This is a genomic window from Microbacterium arborescens (genome assembly GCF_049707515.1).
GTDB classification, from domain to species: domain Bacteria; phylum Actinomycetota; class Actinomycetes; order Actinomycetales; family Microbacteriaceae; genus Microbacterium; species Microbacterium arborescens_B.
Genome location: NZ_JBNAFI010000003.1, coordinates 289,636 through 305,652 on the forward strand (window position 1 = coordinate 289,636; position 16,017 = coordinate 305,652).

The 16,017-nt window shown below is 70.3% G+C and carries 18 protein-coding genes; 8 read left to right on the forward strand and 10 right to left on the reverse strand.

All coding sequences use genetic code 11. The features are described 5' to 3' along the window. The first annotated feature begins 66 nt into the window (after positions 1–66). Positions 67–1,134, forward strand: a complete 1,068-nt coding sequence (locus ACPYN5_RS08360) for a LacI family DNA-binding transcriptional regulator (protein WP_424448520.1) — start codon at positions 67–69, stop codon at positions 1,132–1,134. A 160-nt stretch (positions 1,135–1,294) separates the two neighbouring features. Here the strand turns inward: ACPYN5_RS08360 and ACPYN5_RS08365 are convergent, their stop codons facing one another. After that, complete coding sequence (locus ACPYN5_RS08365) at positions 1,295–2,167, reverse strand: MurR/RpiR family transcriptional regulator (RefSeq protein ID WP_424448521.1); 873 nt, start codon at positions 2,165–2,167, stop codon at positions 1,295–1,297. A gap of 112 nt (positions 2,168–2,279) precedes the next feature. Here ACPYN5_RS08365 and murQ point away from each other — a divergent pair, with 112 nt between their 5' ends. From murQ to ACPYN5_RS08385, 4 genes are all read left to right on the forward strand, one after another. After that, the gene (gene murQ / locus ACPYN5_RS08370; protein ID WP_424448522.1) at positions 2,280–3,185 is read left to right on the forward strand and encodes an N-acetylmuramic acid 6-phosphate etherase; all 906 of its coding nucleotides are present in this window, start codon (positions 2,280–2,282) and stop codon (positions 3,183–3,185) included. A gap of 124 nt (positions 3,186–3,309) precedes the next feature. Beyond that, a complete protein-coding gene (locus ACPYN5_RS08375) occupies positions 3,310–4,851 on the forward strand; it encodes a PTS transporter subunit EIIC (RefSeq protein WP_424448523.1) in 1,542 nt (513 codons plus the stop codon). 16 nt (positions 4,852–4,867) lie between these two features. Beyond that, positions 4,868–5,923, forward strand: coding sequence for a MupG family TIM beta-alpha barrel fold protein (locus ACPYN5_RS08380; RefSeq protein WP_424448524.1), 1,056 nt, complete (start codon positions 4,868–4,870; stop codon positions 5,921–5,923). Positions 5,924–6,000: 77 nt separating this feature from the next. Then, a complete protein-coding gene (locus ACPYN5_RS08385) occupies positions 6,001–6,399 on the forward strand; it encodes a VOC family protein (protein ID WP_424448525.1) in 399 nt (132 codons plus the stop codon). Positions 6,400–6,417: 18 nt separating this feature from the next. On the opposite strand, the gene ACPYN5_RS08390 is transcribed toward ACPYN5_RS08385, so the two are convergent. From ACPYN5_RS08390 to ACPYN5_RS08410, 5 genes are all read right to left on the reverse strand, one after another. After that, on the reverse strand, positions 6,418–7,056 hold the full coding sequence (locus ACPYN5_RS08390) for a TetR family transcriptional regulator (protein WP_424448526.1): 639 nt from the start codon (positions 7,054–7,056) through the stop codon (positions 6,418–6,420). 109 nt (positions 7,057–7,165) lie between these two features. Continuing rightward, complete coding sequence (locus ACPYN5_RS08395) at positions 7,166–7,786, reverse strand: Rossmann-fold NAD(P)-binding domain-containing protein (protein ID WP_424448527.1); 621 nt, start codon at positions 7,784–7,786, stop codon at positions 7,166–7,168. After that, the gene (locus ACPYN5_RS08400) at positions 7,696–8,124 is read right to left on the reverse strand and encodes an NAD-dependent epimerase/dehydratase family protein (RefSeq protein ID WP_424448528.1); all 429 of its coding nucleotides are present in this window, start codon (positions 8,122–8,124) and stop codon (positions 7,696–7,698) included. The genes ACPYN5_RS08395 and ACPYN5_RS08400 overlap by 91 nt, the downstream gene beginning before the upstream one ends. Positions 8,125–8,200: 76 nt before the next feature. Continuing rightward, positions 8,201–8,716, reverse strand: coding sequence for a septum formation family protein (locus tag ACPYN5_RS08405; RefSeq protein ID WP_424448529.1), 516 nt, complete (start codon positions 8,714–8,716; stop codon positions 8,201–8,203). 83 nt (positions 8,717–8,799) lie between these two features. Further along, positions 8,800–9,168 carry a DUF4406 domain-containing protein gene (locus ACPYN5_RS08410; protein WP_424448530.1) on the reverse strand — a complete coding sequence of 123 codons (369 nt, stop codon included), beginning with the start codon at positions 9,166–9,168 and terminating at the stop codon, positions 8,800–8,802. Positions 9,169–9,213: 45 nt separating this feature from the next. Between ACPYN5_RS08410 and ACPYN5_RS08415 the strand changes: the two genes are divergently transcribed. Continuing rightward, positions 9,214–9,969 (forward strand): DeoR/GlpR family DNA-binding transcription regulator, encoded by a 756-nt coding sequence (locus tag ACPYN5_RS08415; RefSeq protein WP_424448531.1) that lies wholly within the window; start codon positions 9,214–9,216, stop codon positions 9,967–9,969. 75 nt (positions 9,970–10,044) lie between these two features. Continuing rightward, positions 10,045–10,956 carry an SDR family oxidoreductase gene (locus ACPYN5_RS08420; protein WP_424448532.1) on the forward strand — a complete coding sequence of 304 codons (912 nt, stop codon included), beginning with the start codon at positions 10,045–10,047 and terminating at the stop codon, positions 10,954–10,956. Here the strand turns inward: ACPYN5_RS08420 and ACPYN5_RS08425 are convergent. Genes ACPYN5_RS08425 through ACPYN5_RS08440 form a run of 4 tightly spaced genes read right to left on the reverse strand, consistent with a single transcriptional unit; the run spans position 10,943 to position 13,248 of the window. Next, positions 10,943–11,731, reverse strand: coding sequence for a hypothetical protein (locus tag ACPYN5_RS08425; RefSeq protein ID WP_424448533.1), 789 nt, complete (start codon positions 11,729–11,731; stop codon positions 10,943–10,945). The genes ACPYN5_RS08420 and ACPYN5_RS08425 overlap by 14 nt on opposite strands. A gap of 13 nt (positions 11,732–11,744) precedes the next feature. Then, a complete protein-coding gene (locus tag ACPYN5_RS08430; protein WP_424448534.1) occupies positions 11,745–11,975 on the reverse strand; it encodes a helix-turn-helix domain-containing protein in 231 nt (76 codons plus the stop codon). Beyond that, positions 11,972–12,586 carry a hypothetical protein gene (locus ACPYN5_RS08435; protein WP_424448535.1) on the reverse strand — a complete coding sequence of 205 codons (615 nt, stop codon included), beginning with the start codon at positions 12,584–12,586 and terminating at the stop codon, positions 11,972–11,974. The genes ACPYN5_RS08430 and ACPYN5_RS08435 overlap by 4 nt, the downstream gene beginning before the upstream one ends. Beyond that, positions 12,586–13,248, reverse strand: a complete 663-nt coding sequence (locus ACPYN5_RS08440) for a hypothetical protein (RefSeq protein WP_424448536.1) — start codon at positions 13,246–13,248, stop codon at positions 12,586–12,588. Before ACPYN5_RS08440 ends, ACPYN5_RS08435 begins: the two co-directional genes overlap by 1 nt. 174 nt (positions 13,249–13,422) lie before the next feature. Between ACPYN5_RS08440 and ACPYN5_RS08445 the strand changes: the two genes are divergently transcribed. After that, on the forward strand, positions 13,423–15,948 hold the full coding sequence (locus ACPYN5_RS08445; RefSeq protein WP_424448537.1) for an ATP-dependent Clp protease ATP-binding subunit: 2,526 nt from the start codon (positions 13,423–13,425) through the stop codon (positions 15,946–15,948). The last annotated feature ends 69 nt before the right edge of the window (positions 15,949–16,017 follow it).

Consider the following 16,017-nt stretch of genomic DNA (forward strand, 5'->3'; position numbering starts at 1 on the left):
CTCGGACATTTTCGAACAATCGGCGACATCCGACCGGGTCGAGCGACCGAGGCGGAGGAACAGTCCATGGCGACACGAAACCTGCTGCCGCGGGCGAGGCACGAGCATCTGCTCCGCCAGATCGAGGTGTACGGCAGCGTCAGTGCGGCGCAGGTCGCCGCGGACCTCGGGGTGGCGCAGGTGACGATTCGCCGAGACATCCTCCAACTCGAGCAGACGGGTCGGCTCGTCCGGGTCCACGGCGGCGCGATCTCGGTGGCGTCGTCGCCCGCCCCGCAGTCGGCCCCCACCCGGATCGGTGTCGTGGTGCCGTCGTCGGTCGGTCATTTCCCGACGATCGTCCAGGGCATGGATGCTGCTTCCCGAGGGCTGCGCACGCGGCTCGTCCTCGCGACGTCGCAGTACCGCCACGACCTCGAGCGACGCCAGGTGGAGCGCCTGGTGGAGCTCGGCGTCGACGGGATCGTCCTCGCGCCGACGCTGCGCGATCGGAGCGAAGAGGACCTCGCGGAGTGGGCGCGCACGATCCCGGTGCCCGTGGTCTTCCTCGAGCGCCGGCTCGATTCGACAGCCGTGGCGTCTTTCGACAGCGCGCGCACCGATCACTCCGGCGGTGCGGTCCTCGCCGTCGAGCACCTCGCGGCGCTCGGTCATGAGCGCGTCGGTCTCGCGATCTTCGACCGCACGCCCACTGCTCCCCTCATCCGCGACGGACGCAGGCGGGCAGTCGAGCGCCTGCAGCTCGCCGCGGCACCCGAGATCGCCCTGCCGAAGGACGACGAGGACGGCCTCGACGAGGCTCTGGGGCGGCTGATCGAGGAGTGCCGGGCCACGGGAACCCGAGCGGTCCTGGTCCATACGGATGTGCACGCGGCTCGCTTGGTCGAGATGGCGGTCGATCTCGGCATCCGTGTGCCCGAGGACCTCGCGATCGTCGCGTATGACGACGACACCGCCTCACTCGCGCTCGTGCCGCTCACCGCCGTCACTGCGCCACGACGCGACCTCGGACACGAGGCGCTGCGGATTCTGACCGAACGAATCGTCGAGCGCGGACAGCCGCGATCCGCTCCCCGGCACGTCACCCTCCTGCCGGCCCTGACGGTGCGCGGCTCCTGCGGCGCGAAGGGCTGATCGATCTTGTCCGCATGGCGTCGGCCGACGGTGCCCTGGTCGGCGTGAACGACACGTGGCGACGGTTCGACGGCGGCCGCCGAGGTCGCCCGGAGGGTCGGGGCGTCGTTCGTTCCGGCACAGCGCGCATTCGACGAGGCGGCGGGGAGAGTTCCGAACCCTAGCGCGGCTCGAGGTGCTGGGCGCCGACGGCGGCGCGCGTGGCGCTGAGGGCCGCGTCGAGGTCGGGGTAGCGCAGCTGGGCGACGCGGATGAAGACGAAGTCGGCGACCGCGAGCTGCGCCATGCGGCTCGCGAGGGCCGCGGCGCGCAGGGTCGCCTCGCGGGCCGGCGTGCGCAGGGTCGCGGATGCCGCGGCGGCCAGGGGCGAGTCGGTGTCGTTGGTGATCGCGACGGTGAACGCTCCGGCGTGGGCGGCGATCTCGACGGCCCGCAGCACGTCGATCGTGCCGCCGCTGAACGAGAACGCGATCGCCGTCGTGCGCTCGTCGGCGAGGGCGGCGTGCACGAGCTGAACGTGCGTGTCGTGCGAGCTCAGGCACATGATCCCGATGCGCTGCAGCTTCTGTGCGAGGTCGGCCGCGGCCAGGCCCGACGCCCCGACGCCGAAGGTGACGACACGGTCGCTCTCGGCGATCGCGTGGGCGATGCGCTCGAGGGCGTCGAGGTCGAGCATGCGCCCGGTCTGCTCGATCGTCCGCGCTTCGTGGAAGGCGACTTTGGCGACCATCTCGGCGGGCGAGTCCGACGGGTTGAGCTCGCCTTCGGCGATGTTCGAGCGCTCGAGCTCGATAGCGCGCCGTGATACCTCCTGCGCCAGTTCGACGCGGAACGAGGGGTATCCGGCGAAGCCGAGACTCTTGGCGAAGCGCACGACCGACGCCTGCGAGACCGACGCGCGCTCGGCGAGGGTCGTGACCGTCGCGGTGACCGCGAACGAGGGGTCGTCGAGCACAGCCCGCGCCACCTGCAGCTCTGCGGGGCGCAGGCGGGGGATGATCGCGCGGGTCGCTTCGAGGACGTCGCCGTCCATGTGCCTCCTCGGAAAGTCGATTTTCAGTCTTCCACAGATCTTGACAAGACATGCCGCAAAGAGCACTCTGTGTGAAACAACTTGCCACGCAGTCCCGACGAGGAGCACCACCGTGACCACCGCGCACCCGACACCGGCCACCGAGTCGTCGAACCCGCTCACTCGCGAGCTCGACGCGATGTCGGTCGCCGACATCCTGCGCGTCATGAACGACGAGGATGCCGGCGTCGCCGCCGCTGTCGCCGTCGCGATCGCGCAGATCGTCCGGGCCGTCGACCTCGCCGTGGCGGCGCTCTCTGCGGGCGGCCGCCTCGTCTACCTGGGTGCGGGCACGAGCGGGCGTCTCGGCGTCCTCGACGCGGCCGAATGCCCGCCCACGTTCGGCACCGACCCGGCGCAGGTCGTCGGGCTCCTCGCCGGCGGTCCCGAGGCGATGTTCCGTGCGGTCGAGGGGGCGGAGGACTCCCGCCGGCTCGGCGCCGACGACCTCGCGGCGATCGGGCTCACCGATCGCGACGTCGTCGTGGGCATCGCGGCATCCGGTCGAACTCCCTACGTGCTGGGAGGTCTCGACCACGCCCGCGGCGTCGGAGCGGCGACGGTGGCCGTCTCGTGCACCCCGAACGCCGAGATCAGCGGCCACGCCGACGTCGCGATCGAGGTCGACAACGGCCCCGAGGTGCTCACCGGCTCGACGCGGCTGAAGGCCGGCACGAGCCAGAAGCTCGTGCTCAACATGATCTCGACCGCGACGATGGTGCGCCTCGGCAAGGTCTACGGCAACCTCATGGTCGACGTGCGCCCGAGCAACGAGAAGCTCGTCGCGCGCGCCGTGCGCATCGTGCGGGCCGCCACCGACTGCGACGAACCGACCGCGCGGCAGGCGCTCGACGAGGCGGACGGCCACGCCAAGACAGCCATCGTCGCGATCCTCTGCGGGGTCGACGCCGCGACCGCGCGGGAACGGCTGAGCGCCGGGTCGGGCTTCGTCCGCGAAGCCGTCCGCGCGCAGGGCTGACCCGACTCGCGACCGGCGGGCTCCGCAACCGCGCCCCAGCCCTACCCAGCACCCAGCACCCAGCACCCAGCACCACCCAGCCCCAGCACCCGACACTCGAATCCGTCCGCCGGAAGGAATCACCGTGGATTACCCCGAACTCAGCGAGGAGATCCTGCCGCTCGTCGGCGGCTCGCAGAACATCGCCTCGTACACCAACTGCATGACGCGGCTGCGCCTGAACCTGCACGACCCGTCGCGGGCGGATGTCGCGGCGCTGCGCCGTCTCGACGGCGTCATGGGTGTCGTCGACGGCCCGCAGCTGCAGGTCGTCGTGGGCCCCGGTCACGCGCAGCGCCTGCGCGACGCCTTCGCCGAGGTCGTGGACGCACCCGCCGAAGCGCCCGTCGACGACCCCGAGGACGACGTCGCCGACATCGCCGAGGCCGCTGCCGGGGGTCGCGTGGCAGGCGCCGGCGCCGCATCCGCAGCGGGCGGTACGCCCGCCGATGCAGCCGCCGACCTGCGAACGCTGCAGCAGGAGAACACGCAGAAGGTGAAGTCACGGCACACCTCGCGGGTGCACGGGCTCTTCCGCCACATCGCGAACATCTTCGTGCCCATCATCCCGGGCTTCATCGCGTGCGGACTCGTGGTGGCGATCGGCAACATCTGGAAGCTCATCGACCCGAGCGTCACCACGAACGCGTGGTTCCTCGTCTTCGCCGCCCTCGGCACGATCGTCGTGGCCTCGCTCAACCTCGTCGTCGGTATGAACACCGCGAAGGAGTTCGGTGGCACTCCGGTTCTCGGTCTGATCGCCGGTGCGATCTCGTACCTGCCGGCGCTCGCCGGCATCGCCGCCACGACGGCCGCCGACGGCACCGTGACCCCGGCTCAACCTCTCGTGCTGCCGCTGTTCGGCGAGCTCAAGCCGGCGCTCGGCGGCATCATCGGCGTCATGGTGACGGCGTGGCTGTTCACCGTCATCGAGAGGTGGGTCCGAAAGCGCGTGCCGGCGTGGGCCGATCTGTTCGTCGTGCCGGTGGTGACGCTGCTCATCGGCGCCGTCGTCTGCATCTTCGTGATCATGCCGATCTCGGGCCTGCTCATGCAGGGCATCAACTGGCTGCTCATCGACTTCGCCCTCGAGCGCGGCGGCGTCATCGGCGGATACCTGCTGTCGTCGCTGTTCCTACCGCTCGTCATGCTCGGCATCCACCAGGGCCTGACGCCCATCCACGCTCAGCTGATCACCGATCACGGCTTCACCGAGCTGCTGCCGGTGCTCGCGATGGCGGGCGCGGGCGAGGTCGGCATGGCGATCGCGATCTTCCTCAAGACCAAGAGCGTCCGGCTGAAGAACATCATCCGGGCGGCGCTGCCGATCGGCGTGCTCGGCGTGGGCGAGCCCCTCATCTACGGCGTCTCGCTGCCGCTCTTCTACCCCCTGATCACCGCCTGCCTCGGCGGCGGGTTCGGCGGTGCGTTCGTCGCCTTCGGCATCCAGGCCACGGGCGGGTTCGGGGCCGGAGCGCTCGGGCTGTCGGGCGTGCTCATGACGGCCGTCATCACGAACGGCGCCTGGATCTGGTACGTCGGCGGCCTCGTGATCGCGTACATCATGGGCTTCGTCCTGACCTGGTTCTTCGGGTTCAAGGAGCACATGGTGGAGCGCCTCGGCTGAGGCGGGAGGAGCTCGGATGCTGTTCTCGATCTACCCCACGGATGACGCCGCGACGCGCCGCACCGTCATCGAGCAGGTGCTCGCCGCCGCGCCGGAGGCCTCGGGCGTCGAGCGGATGCTGTTCACGTCGCTGCACATGGTCGACACCGGCGAGCTCGCGGCGTTCGGCGACGTTCTTCGCGAGGCCCATGACGAGAACGGGTTGACTTTCTGCGCCGACGTCTCGCCGGTGGCCCTCGAACACGTCGTGTCGGGCGACGAGGGCTGGGGCTGGCTCGCCCGCCGCGGCATCACGATGCTGCGGCTCGACTACGGCTTCGACGCCGGTGAGATCAGGCGGGTCGCCGATGCATCGGGTTGCCGCATCGCCGTCAACGCGAGCACGGTCGACGCGGCGTTCCTCGACGAGCTCGGTGGGCTGTCGGTCGTGGGTTGGCACAACTTCTACCCGCGGCCCGAGACCGGGCTGACCGCGGGGTTCTTCGTCGCGCAGTCGCAGCTGTTCCTCGACCGCGGGCTCCCGGTGGTCGCTTTCATCCCCGGTGAGCGCCAGCTCCGCGCCCCGCTCCACCTCGGGCTGCCGACACTCGAGGAGCACCGGCACCGCAACGCCTGGCGCACTTACCTGCAGCTGCGGCGGCTCGTGCCCACTGTGACCGTCGTCTGCGCGGAGGGCGCGGTGGCCGGCGACCACGCGGCGTGGATCGCCGACTTCGAGTCCTCGGGCACGGTGACCCTTCCGGTCGTGGGGCTGGATGCCGCGGCATCCGTGCTCCTCCACCGCGAGTGGCGGCTGCGGGTCGAGGATGCGGCGGCCTCCTTCCGCCTCGATGAGACCCGGGGCGGCGTCCGTCCCGCCCGCATCCGCAACGCCGACCTGCGCGAACGGGGCAGTCTGCAGGTCGATCTCGACGCCTACGGGCGGTACCGAGGCGAGGTGCACCTGATGCGCACCGACCGACCGCTGGATGCCGGACAGGCGCGCCTCGGCGAGATCGCCGCGCCCTACCGCGGCATCGTCGACGACCTCCGTCCCGGCCAGGCGGTCCGACTCATTCCCTTCTCCGCCTGATCCCGCCGCGACTCGCCGGTGACAGCGGATGCCGGCCGAGGCTGGTGCGGGGGAGGGAGGGCGCGTAGCGTTCGGACATGCCCGCACCGGTGCCCTACGTCCACTTCTCCGGCGACGCCGCCGAGGCGCTGCGCTTCTACCGATCGGTGTTCGGCGGCGACCTGCAGCTCCACAGCTTCCGGGAGTTCGGTCGCGATGACGGCGGGCCCGATCTCATCGCCCACGGCGAGCTCCGCGGCACGGTCGACCTCTTCGGCGCCGACGTCGCGAACGGTCAGGCGGCGGCGACGATCGAGGGGATGATGTTCGCGCTGCTCGGTGCAGGCGACGAAGCCACCTCGCGGCAGTGGTTCGACGCCCTCGCCGATGGCGGGACGGTGACCGATACGCTCCAGGAACGCGAATGGGGCGACTACGACGGGCAGGTCCGAGACCGCTACGGCCTCACCTGGCTCATCGGGTTCGCGCCGGAGTGACGCGGCGACGCGCCGCCGTTATTTGCCGCGCTCCTCGTCGAGGGGTTCGACGAGGAAGTCGTCGAAGCAGGCGCGCAGCTCGTCGGCCATGTCGAGGCTCGAGCGGTCGAGCAGCCACTGGATCTGCAGGCCGTCCCACACCGCAATGGCCCGGGCCGCAGCGCTGCGGACGTCGACGCCGGGCCGGAGGCCGCCCTCGGCAGCGATGGTCGTCAAGGCGTCGACGACCAACTGGCGGGTGCGGACGTACCGGTTCTGGAAGAACGCGTGCGCCGGATGGTCGGGGGAGGTCGATTCGGCCGACAGGGTGCAGAACAGCTCGATGACTCCCGGGATCGTGGCGTTGTAGTCCGCGAGTGCGACGAGGTCCGCGAGAGCGCGCCGACCGGAGTGGGCGTCGAACTCGAACCTGCTCCGCGCCAGTTCGTCGCGGTGGTCGAGCACGGCGAGCAGCAGCGCGGCCTTGTTCCGGAAATGGTGCAGCAGGCCGGCCTCGCTCATGCCGACGCGCTCAGCGATCTCCCGCAGCGATCCGCTGCGATAGCCCGCGCTCGCGAAGACGGCGAACGCCGCGTCGAGGATCAGGGTGCGCGTTCGCACGCTCTTCGCGTACGGCCCGCGCGCGGCGCCCGTGGAGGTCTTCGTCGCGCTCGGCATGACTCAATCCTGCGGGCATTCCGAGTCGGCTGTCGACAATCCCGCGCGAACCGGATGCCGGCGCCCGCCGCCGCAACCCCGGCCGCTCCCGCAACCCCGTCGCCGCGACTCACACCGCGCGCAGCACGGCGGCCTCCTCCGCTGTCGTCAGTCCGGAACGCCGCGGGCGGTCGAGGCCACGCCGTCGTTCGTCGACGAGCACATCCGCGATCGTGTCCTCGAGCGGAGTGAGCTCTCCGCCCGTCTCGCGGAACCGCCGGTTCGAACGCCGGGCGAACCCGGCATCCGCCAGCGGCAGCCAGAGCGGCAGGGATCGAGGACCCGCCCAGTAACCGACCTCGTGCGCGGTCAGGATCTCGTCGGGTACCTCGACCACGCGACCATCGCTGCCGGCGATCCGCGCGACGCGGCGCAGGAAGTCGGCCATCGCGACGGGCTCTCCGACCGCGTTGACGACGCCGGTGGCCGAGCCTCGTCCGGCGTCGGCGAGATACGCGGCGAGGTCGGCGACATCGATCACCTGAACGAATCGGCCCGCGGTGGTGGGTGTCAGCACCGGGCCGGGGCGACCGAACCGCGCCGGCCAGTAGCCGAACCGGTCACTCGGGTCACCGGGCCCGACGATCAGTCCGGGACGGATCACGAGGAGTCGTTCGCCGAGACGCTCCGCGCTCGCCTTCTCGGCCGCGACCTTGGCGTCGGGATACTGCGTGAGGTCGGTCGGATCCACCAGGCGGCCGCCTCGTCGGCATCCGGCTCGGCGTTGCTCGCGTAGACCGAGACGCTCGACACCAGCGTCCAGTGCGCGGCATCCGCGGACAGGGCCTCGAGCGCCGGGCGGACGAGGTCGGGATCGGAGGAGAGCTCGACGACCTCGTCCCAGTGGCCGCGCACCGCGGCGTAGGCATCCGACGCTCGTCGATCGGCGGGGACGAGCCGCGCGCCTGCGGGCACGTCTCCCGACTCGCCGCGAGCGAGGCACGTCACGTCGTCGCCGGCCGCGATGAGCCGCTGCACGATGCAGCGCCCGAGCCAGCCCGTGCCGCCCAGAACCAAGACGCGTCTCATGCGCCCAGTCAACACAGGTGGCTGCTCGAAGCGAAGCGGCGTCCGCTACCGGCAGAAGCGCGCCGGTATCGGAGCGTCAGCGCGCGACGCCCTGGAGGCTGCCCGTCACCTGCCCCTGCGGGTCGCCGATGAGGCACAGGATCTCGCGATCGCCGGCATCCCAGCTGCCCGCGGTGGGGACGTAGTAGTTGTACCCGAGGACCGACTCCTCGTACGAGATGCCGACGAACGGCGCGAAGGCGTCGTAGCACACCTGCTCGGCCTCGGTCTGAGCGGCCTCGATGCCCGGGAACTCCTCGGCGGTGATGTTCTGAGCGTGGAAGGCCTCGAGGTCGTGCGCCTCGCTGCAGGGCACGGTGGGGGTCTCGGTGACCTCTTCTTCGACGGTGCCGGAGTCGAGCATGCAGTCGCCGACGCGGATCGCGAAGACGTCGGTGCTCTCGTTCGACTCGGCGATGGCGCCGGACTCGTCACGGACGGGAGCGGCGGCGCCCCCACCCGAGAACGCGTTGAGTGCGGAGCAACCGGTCGCGAGCACGGCGACGGTCAGCGCAGCAGCGGGCAGGGCGAGGAGGCGACGACCGGTGTTCACGGTGAACGACTCTATCCAGGTTCGGTGCTGACTGGGAACCTCCGATGAATGTCCTATGCGGGGACGGGAGCGCGTCAGGAAGGTCACGCGACCCCGGGCACGTCCGCGAGCGCCGTATAGACCGGGATGCCGCGTTCTCGGGCGATGGCGACGTCCTGATCAGCCCCGCGGGACTCGCCGGGCAGGCGGAGAACGGCATCGCAGCGCTGCAGGAGGCGATGCGCGACCGGATACATCACCTCCTGCGCGAGCGGATCGGTCGGCCCGGTCGCGCCGGCGCTCGTGAGCACCGGGAGCGCGACCCACTCGCCGATCATCGGGATGTGCCCCGCGGCGAAGAGCGGCCACGCGGCCTCCTCGAGGCGGTCGAGGTTGCGTCGCATGAGCGCGGGATCGCCGCCCGTTCCCGACGCGTACGGTCCGGCGATGAGGATCATGAGTGATTCGGTCATGATCCGATAGTATGCATAAACGTGCACAAAGAGGAAAGAGTCGGAATGCTCGCTGCCTCGCGCAAGGAACTGCTGCTCGCTCGTCTGCGCGCGGACGGACGCATCGTGGCGAAGGAGCTCGCCGCCGAGCTGGGCGTCTCGGAAGACAGCATCCGCCGTGATCTGCGAGAGCTGCACGCTGCCGGGCTCGCCGTGCGCGTGTACGGGGGAGCGGTTCCGGCCTCGCCGGCCGTCGCCGACTACGCCACCCGGCAATCCGTCGCCACGGAGAGCAAGCAGCGGGTCGCGCGCTTCGCGGCGGGGCTCATCGAGCCGGGCAGCACGGTGATCATCGACGGCGGGACGACGGCCCTCGCCACGGTGCGCGCACTCGATCCGGCCCGCGCGTGCACGATCGTCACCCACAGCCCGACCGTGGCCGTGGCCCTGCTCGACCATGCGGCCGAGGTCATCATCATCGGCGGACGCCTGTTCAAGCACTCCGCTGTCGCGAGCGGGGCAGCGGCCGTGGAGGCCGCACGTCTGGTGCGGGCCGACCGGTTCCTTCTGGGTGTCACGGGGATCCACGCCGAGGCAGGCCTGACGACCGGCGACGCCGACGAAGCGGCGATGAAGCGCGTTCTGGCAGAGAGGTCGGCGGAGACCTACGTTCTCGGCAGTGAGGAGAAGATCGGGGCCGTGTCGCCGTTCACGGTGCTCCCCTTCGAATCGGTGGCCGGGGTGATCGTCGATCCGGGTGCGCCGTCGAGCGGTCTGGACGCGCTCGAACGGCGAGGGGTCGCTCTGCTCCCCGCGGGATGACGCTCGCCTCCGGGCTCGCTAGGCTGACCCGCATGCAATGCCGGTGACCCGCTCTCGATCCCCGCCCGAGCGTCGATGTCGACGCGATCGAAAGGCTTCGCCGTGCACTCTTCTTCCTCTCCCGACACCCTTCCCCTCCGCGGGAGGACCGCGCTCGTCACCAGAGTCTCCCGCCGTCGCGGCATCGGTTTCGCCGTCGCGACGAAGCTCGCAGACCTCGGCGCGAATCTCGTCATCCATCACCACCGGCCGCACGACCTCGACCTGCCGTGGGGCGGCGACGACCTCGACGCCGTGCGCGCCGGCATCCGTTCGCACCTCGTCGGCGATGCCTGTTCGGCCGACATCGCGGCCGACCTCGCCGTTGCGACCGCGGCCGACGACCTGATCGACGCCGCCGCCGCGATCACCGGCGGGCTCGACATCCTGGTGTGCAACCACGCCAAGAGCGGCGGCGACGGCAGCATCATCGACATGACGCCGGCACAGCTCGACGCGTTCTGGAACGTCAACACCCGCGCGACGCTGCTGCTAACAGCCGCGTTCGCCCGTCGCTTCACCGACGCCTCGACGTCACCGCGGCGACCGGGCGAGCGCATTCCCGGGCGCGGGCCGTATGCGGCGCCGCGAGGACATGTCGTCTGGATGACGTCGGGCCAGATCCACGGGCCGATGATCGGCGAGGTCGCCTACGCCACGAGCAAGGCCGCTCTCGCGGGCATCACGGCGACGGTCGCCGCGGAACTGCTCGAGCTCGGCGTCGTCCTCAACACGGTCGATCCCGGTCCCGTGAACACGGGATACCTCGATCCCGAGACCACCGACCGGTCGCTCGACGACATCGACGGCTGGCTCGCCACGACCCCCTTCGGCCGCGTCGGCAGGCCCACGGATGCCGCTGAGCTGATCGCGTGGCTGTGCAGTCCGGCCGGTTCGTGGATGGTCGGCCAGGTGCTCACGAGCGACGGCGGGTTCAGCCTCGGGTGAGCCCCGCCCGGTCCCACCCGCGCACCGAGTGCACCAGCGCCGTCTTGGGGTAGACGCCGCGTGGCGGGCCGATCTCGAAGAGGTCGACCATCAGGAACACCGGGTAGTCGGGTGCCTGCGGTATGCGCTGGACGATCTCGCCGTTGCATCCGATGGTCGTCTCGCCCTCGCCCCAGATGGCGGTCCACACGTGCGGTGCGCCGGCATCGAACGGCAGGTCGATCTCGGTCATCCGCGTGGTGAGCCGCTCGTCGTGGTGCGCTTTGACGCCGGTGCGCGCGGTCCATTGCTCGCCGGTTCGCCGCGCATCGATCTCGAAGATGCAGACCTCCCCGCATTCGCGGGCGCTGCGATGCTCGGTGCCGACGAGCCACGCCGCGAGCATGCAGTCGAGGTCACGACTCGCGCTGACCTCGATGTCGACGCGGCCCGCGGACGGGGCCCAGAGCAGCCGCAGCGGCGTCTCGGTCTCGACCCGCAGGCCGTCGGGCCGGTGGCGGTGCGTCCCCCGCGTCGACCCGAGAGGCCCGCTGAACGACCCGGTCTGCAGGTTGGAGACCCGGAGCGGTGCGTCCTCCGGCCGCCAATCGGGCTGGTCCTCGTCGATCCGGAGCATCAGCCCGTCGGAGCGCCGCGAGTAGCGCGCTCGCGCTCGGTCGGGGGTCGTCCAGTGGGGGAGGTAGCCGTCGACCCACAGGTCCGGGTCGGGGCCGTCCGAGAAGCGGTCCTGGATGTCGGGCGGTGTCGCGGGCGCGGGGGGAAGTGATCCGAGCATGTGTGCCTCCGGTTCAGTCGGTGCGCACCAGCAGGTCGCCGATCTCGCAGTCGAGCGCACGGCAGATGGCCGAGAGGGTCGAGTAGCGGATGGCGCGGGCGCGATCGTTCTTGAGGATGGACAGGTTCACCACCGAGACGCCGACGAGCTCCGACAGGCGGGTCAGCGTCATGCCCCGCTCGGCGAGCAGCTCGTCGAGGCGGCAGTGCACCCCGCTGGGACCGTCGTCGTCGGCCGGGGTCATACGAGTCCCTCGGTGTCGCGCTGCATCCGTGCGCCGCGCCGGAACGCGATCGCGATCAGGCCCACCGACACTCCTACCGCCCACGCCGGCGCGTAGGCCCAGAAGTCCAGGAAGTGCAGGGGCTCGACGTCGGCGACGCCGAGCGCGGTGAGGATGCCGTTGCGCCCGACGTGCTCGAGGATCAGGACGATGAGCGCGCCCGAGACGATCGACCAGCCGATCACGTCGAACGCCCGTGCCGTCGCGGGGGCGAACAGCCTGCCGCGCAGGAAGCTGCGTGCGACGAACATCACCGCGATGATCACGGTGAGCGCGGCCAGGCCCGACACGATGATCGATCCGGCGAGGGCAGCCGTCGTGCCGGCATCGACCTCCGGCGCGATCACGAGCGCGTTCTCGACGATGCCGTCGACGAATCCGGTGCCGGAACCGACGGACGCGGCGAAGGGCTCGTCGTCGATGTCGATCGTCCAGGCCACCCCTGCCTCGCGGAAGACGTCGAGGAAACGAGCGACGACCGAGAGGACGACGGTGATCGCGGCGCCGAATCCGAGCATGAGGACGGTGATGGCGTCGGCCGCATCCGAGCGGGGTCCGCGGGTGAGCGTCATCACACCAGTCCCTCGCTGTCGCGCTGCATCCGCTCGCCGCGTGCCGCAGCGACGGCGAGCAGCACCAGGATGCCGCCCACGCCGACCAGCAGCCAGTTCGTCAGCGCCAGCAGCTGCCGGGGCGAGGCGACCGGATCGGGGACGACGTAGTCGACGCCGACGAGGTCGGGGGAGTCGTACAGCCCCGAGCGCGGGTCGAGGGTGTTGACGCCGAGGTCGCCCAGGGCCACGACGGTCGCCTGGGAATCGATCATCGGCGCGAACACGGCGACGGCGATGGCCAGAAGGCCCAGGACGGCGAGGCCGACGGTCGTGAAACGCCCGAACACCGAGCCGCGCATCATCCGGCGGGTCTGGACGAACACGAACACGCACCCGGCCAGGATGAGCAGCCCCATCGCGGCGTTCGGGATCCAGGCCAGCAGCCGCACCCACCCGGACGCGTGCTCGTCGATGATCGTCACCGTCCGGTAGAACGTCTCGATGCCCGCGTCGCCGCCGATCCGCGGCACGCGGTCGCGCGGCGGGACGATGTTCACGGTGAACATCAGAGACTCGGTGGCCCGGAGGGTCGTGAACAGGATGCCGCCGGCGACGACGAGCGCGCCGATCGCGACAGCGACGAGCTGGGTCGTGCGTCCGACGGCGTGCGCGTTACGCATCCGCATCCTCCTCATATCGACAGTCGTTGTTATCGACAAACGATATGCCGCGCAGTGCCGCCTCCGCAAGCCCGAGGGCGCTATGCCGACGGCGAACACGGGCATACCGGTATCCGTGCCTGGTTACTCTCTTTCGTAAGCGCCCGGACTCGCGGCGCTCGAAGGAGGCTGACGATGTTCGAGAGATTCACAGATCGTGCCCGTCGCGTGGTCGTGCTCGCCCAAGAAGAGGCGAAGATGCTCAACCACAACTACATCGGGACCGAGCACATCCTCCTGGGTCTGATCCACGAGGGCGAAGGCGTCGCCGCCAAGGCGCTCGAGAGCTTGGGCATCTCGCTCGACGCCGTGCGCGAGCAGGTCCAGGACATCATCGGTCAGGGGCAGCAGCAGCCGACCGGTCACATCCCGTTCACGCCGCGGGCGAAGAAGGTGCTCGAGCTGTCCCTGCGCGAAGCGCTGCAGCTCGGACACAACTACATCGGCACCGAGCACATCCTCCTCGGCCTCATCCGCGAGGGCGAGGGCGTCGCGGCCCAGGTGCTGGTCAAGCTCGGCGCAGACCTGAACAAGGTGCGCCAGCAGGTCATCCAGCTGCTCAGTGGCTACCAGGGCAAGGAGCCCGCCGGCGCGACCGTCGGCGCGGGCGAGCAGACCCAGGCACCCCAGGGCGGCTCGGCCGTGCTCGACCAGTTCGGGCGCAACCTCACGCAGGCCGCGCGCGACAACAAGCTCGACCCCGTGATCGGCCGCGAGAAGGAGATCGAGCGGGTCATGCAGATCCTCTCGCGCCGCTCGAAGAACAACCCGGTGCTGATCGGCGAGCCCGGCGTCGGCAAGACCGCCGTCGTCGAGGGCCTGGCGCAGGCCATCGTCAAGGGCGAGGTGCCCGAGACGCTCAAGGACAAGCAGGTCTACTCGCTCGACCTGGGCTCGCTCATCGCCGGTTCCCGCTACCGCGGTGACTTCGAGGAGCGTCTGAAGAAGGTCACGAAGGAGATCCGCACCCGCGGCGACATCATCGTCTTCATCGACGAGATCCACTCGCTCGTCGGTGCCGGTGCTGCCGAGGGCGCGATCGACGCCGCGTCGATCCTCAAGCCCCTCCTCGCCCGCGGTGAGCTCCAGACCATCGGTGCCACCACGCTCGACGAGTACCGCAAGCACTTCGAGAAGGACGCCGCGCTCGAGCGCCGGTTCCAGCCGATCCAGGTCGGCGAGCCGAGCATCCCTCACGCAATCAACATCCTGAAGGGCCTGCGCGACCGGTACGAGGCGCACCACAAGGTGCAGATCACCGACGGCGCCCTGGTCGCGGCGGCCAACCTCGCAGACCGCTACGTCAGCGACCGGTTCCTGCCCGACAAGGCCATCGACCTGATCGACGAGGCCGGCGCCCGCCTGCGTCTGTCGATCCTGTCGTCGCCGCCCGAGCTCCGCGAGTTCGACGAGAAGATCGCCAAGGTCCGCGAGGACAAGGAGCGCGCGAGCGAGGAGCAGGACTTCGAGAAGGCCGCCGCGCTGCGCGACGAGGAGAAGTCGCTGCTCGCCGAGCGCCTGCGTCTCGAGAAGCAGTGGCGGTCGGGCGACGTGGCCAGCCACGCCGTCGTCGACGAAGGCCTCATCGCCGAAGTGCTCGCCCAGGCCACCGGCATCCCGGTGTTCAAGCTCACCGAGGAGGAGACCAGCCGTCTCGTCTTCATGGAGAAGGCGCTGCACCAGCGCGTCGTCGGCCAGGAAGAGGCGATCGCGGCGCTCTCGCGCACGATCCGGCGCCAGCGCGCGGGTCTCAAGGACCCCAAGCGCCCCTCGGGCTCGTTCATCTTCGCCGGCCCCACCGGCGTCGGAAAGACGGAGCTCGCCAAGGCGCTCGCCGAGTTCCTGTTCGACGACGAGGGTGCGCTGATCTCCCTCGACATGTCGGAGTACGGCGAGAAGCACACCGTCTCGCGTCTGTTCGGTGCCCCTCCCGGGTTCGTCGGATTCGAAGAGGGCGGCCAGCTCACCGAGAAGGTTCGTCGCAAGCCGTTCTCGGTCGTGCTGTTCGACGAGATCGAGAAGGCCCACCCCGACATCTTCAACTCGCTGCTGCAGATCCTCGAAGAGGGTCGCCTGACCGACGGTCAGGGCCGCGTGGTCGACTTCAAGAACACCGTGATCATCATGACGACGAACCTCGGCTCGTCGGCGATCGCGGGTGGACCGGTCGGCTTCCAGGTCGAGGGCAACGCCCAGACCAGCTACGAGCGGATGAAGGGCAAGGTCGACGAGGAGCTGAAGCGCCACTTCAAGCCCGAGTTCCTCAACCGCGTCGACGACGTCATCGTCTTCCCGCAGCTGAACAAGGCCGAGCTGCGCCAGATCGTCGGCCTGTTCACGAAGCGCCTGAGCGAGCGCCTGCTCGACCGCGACATGACGGTGGAGCTCTCCGACGCCGCGAAGGACCGCCTCATCGAGATCGGCTTCGACCCGACGCTCGGCGCCCGTCCGCTGCGTCGTGCGATGCAGCGCGAGGTCGAGGACCAGCTCAGCGAGAAGATCCTGCACGGCGAGCTCAACGCGGGCGACCACGTGAAGGTCGACGCCGAGGGCACCAAGTTCGTGTTCGAGACGGCGCCCCGCGAGGGCAAGGTCGCGGTCGGTGTCGGCGCTGCCGGTGAGATCGCCGCGACTCCGGACATCGCAGCCAGCGGCGAGTGAGCCGGGTCGCGCGAGCGACGAATCACACGGAGGGGCGGATGCTGCGGCATCCGCCCCTCCGTCGTTCGC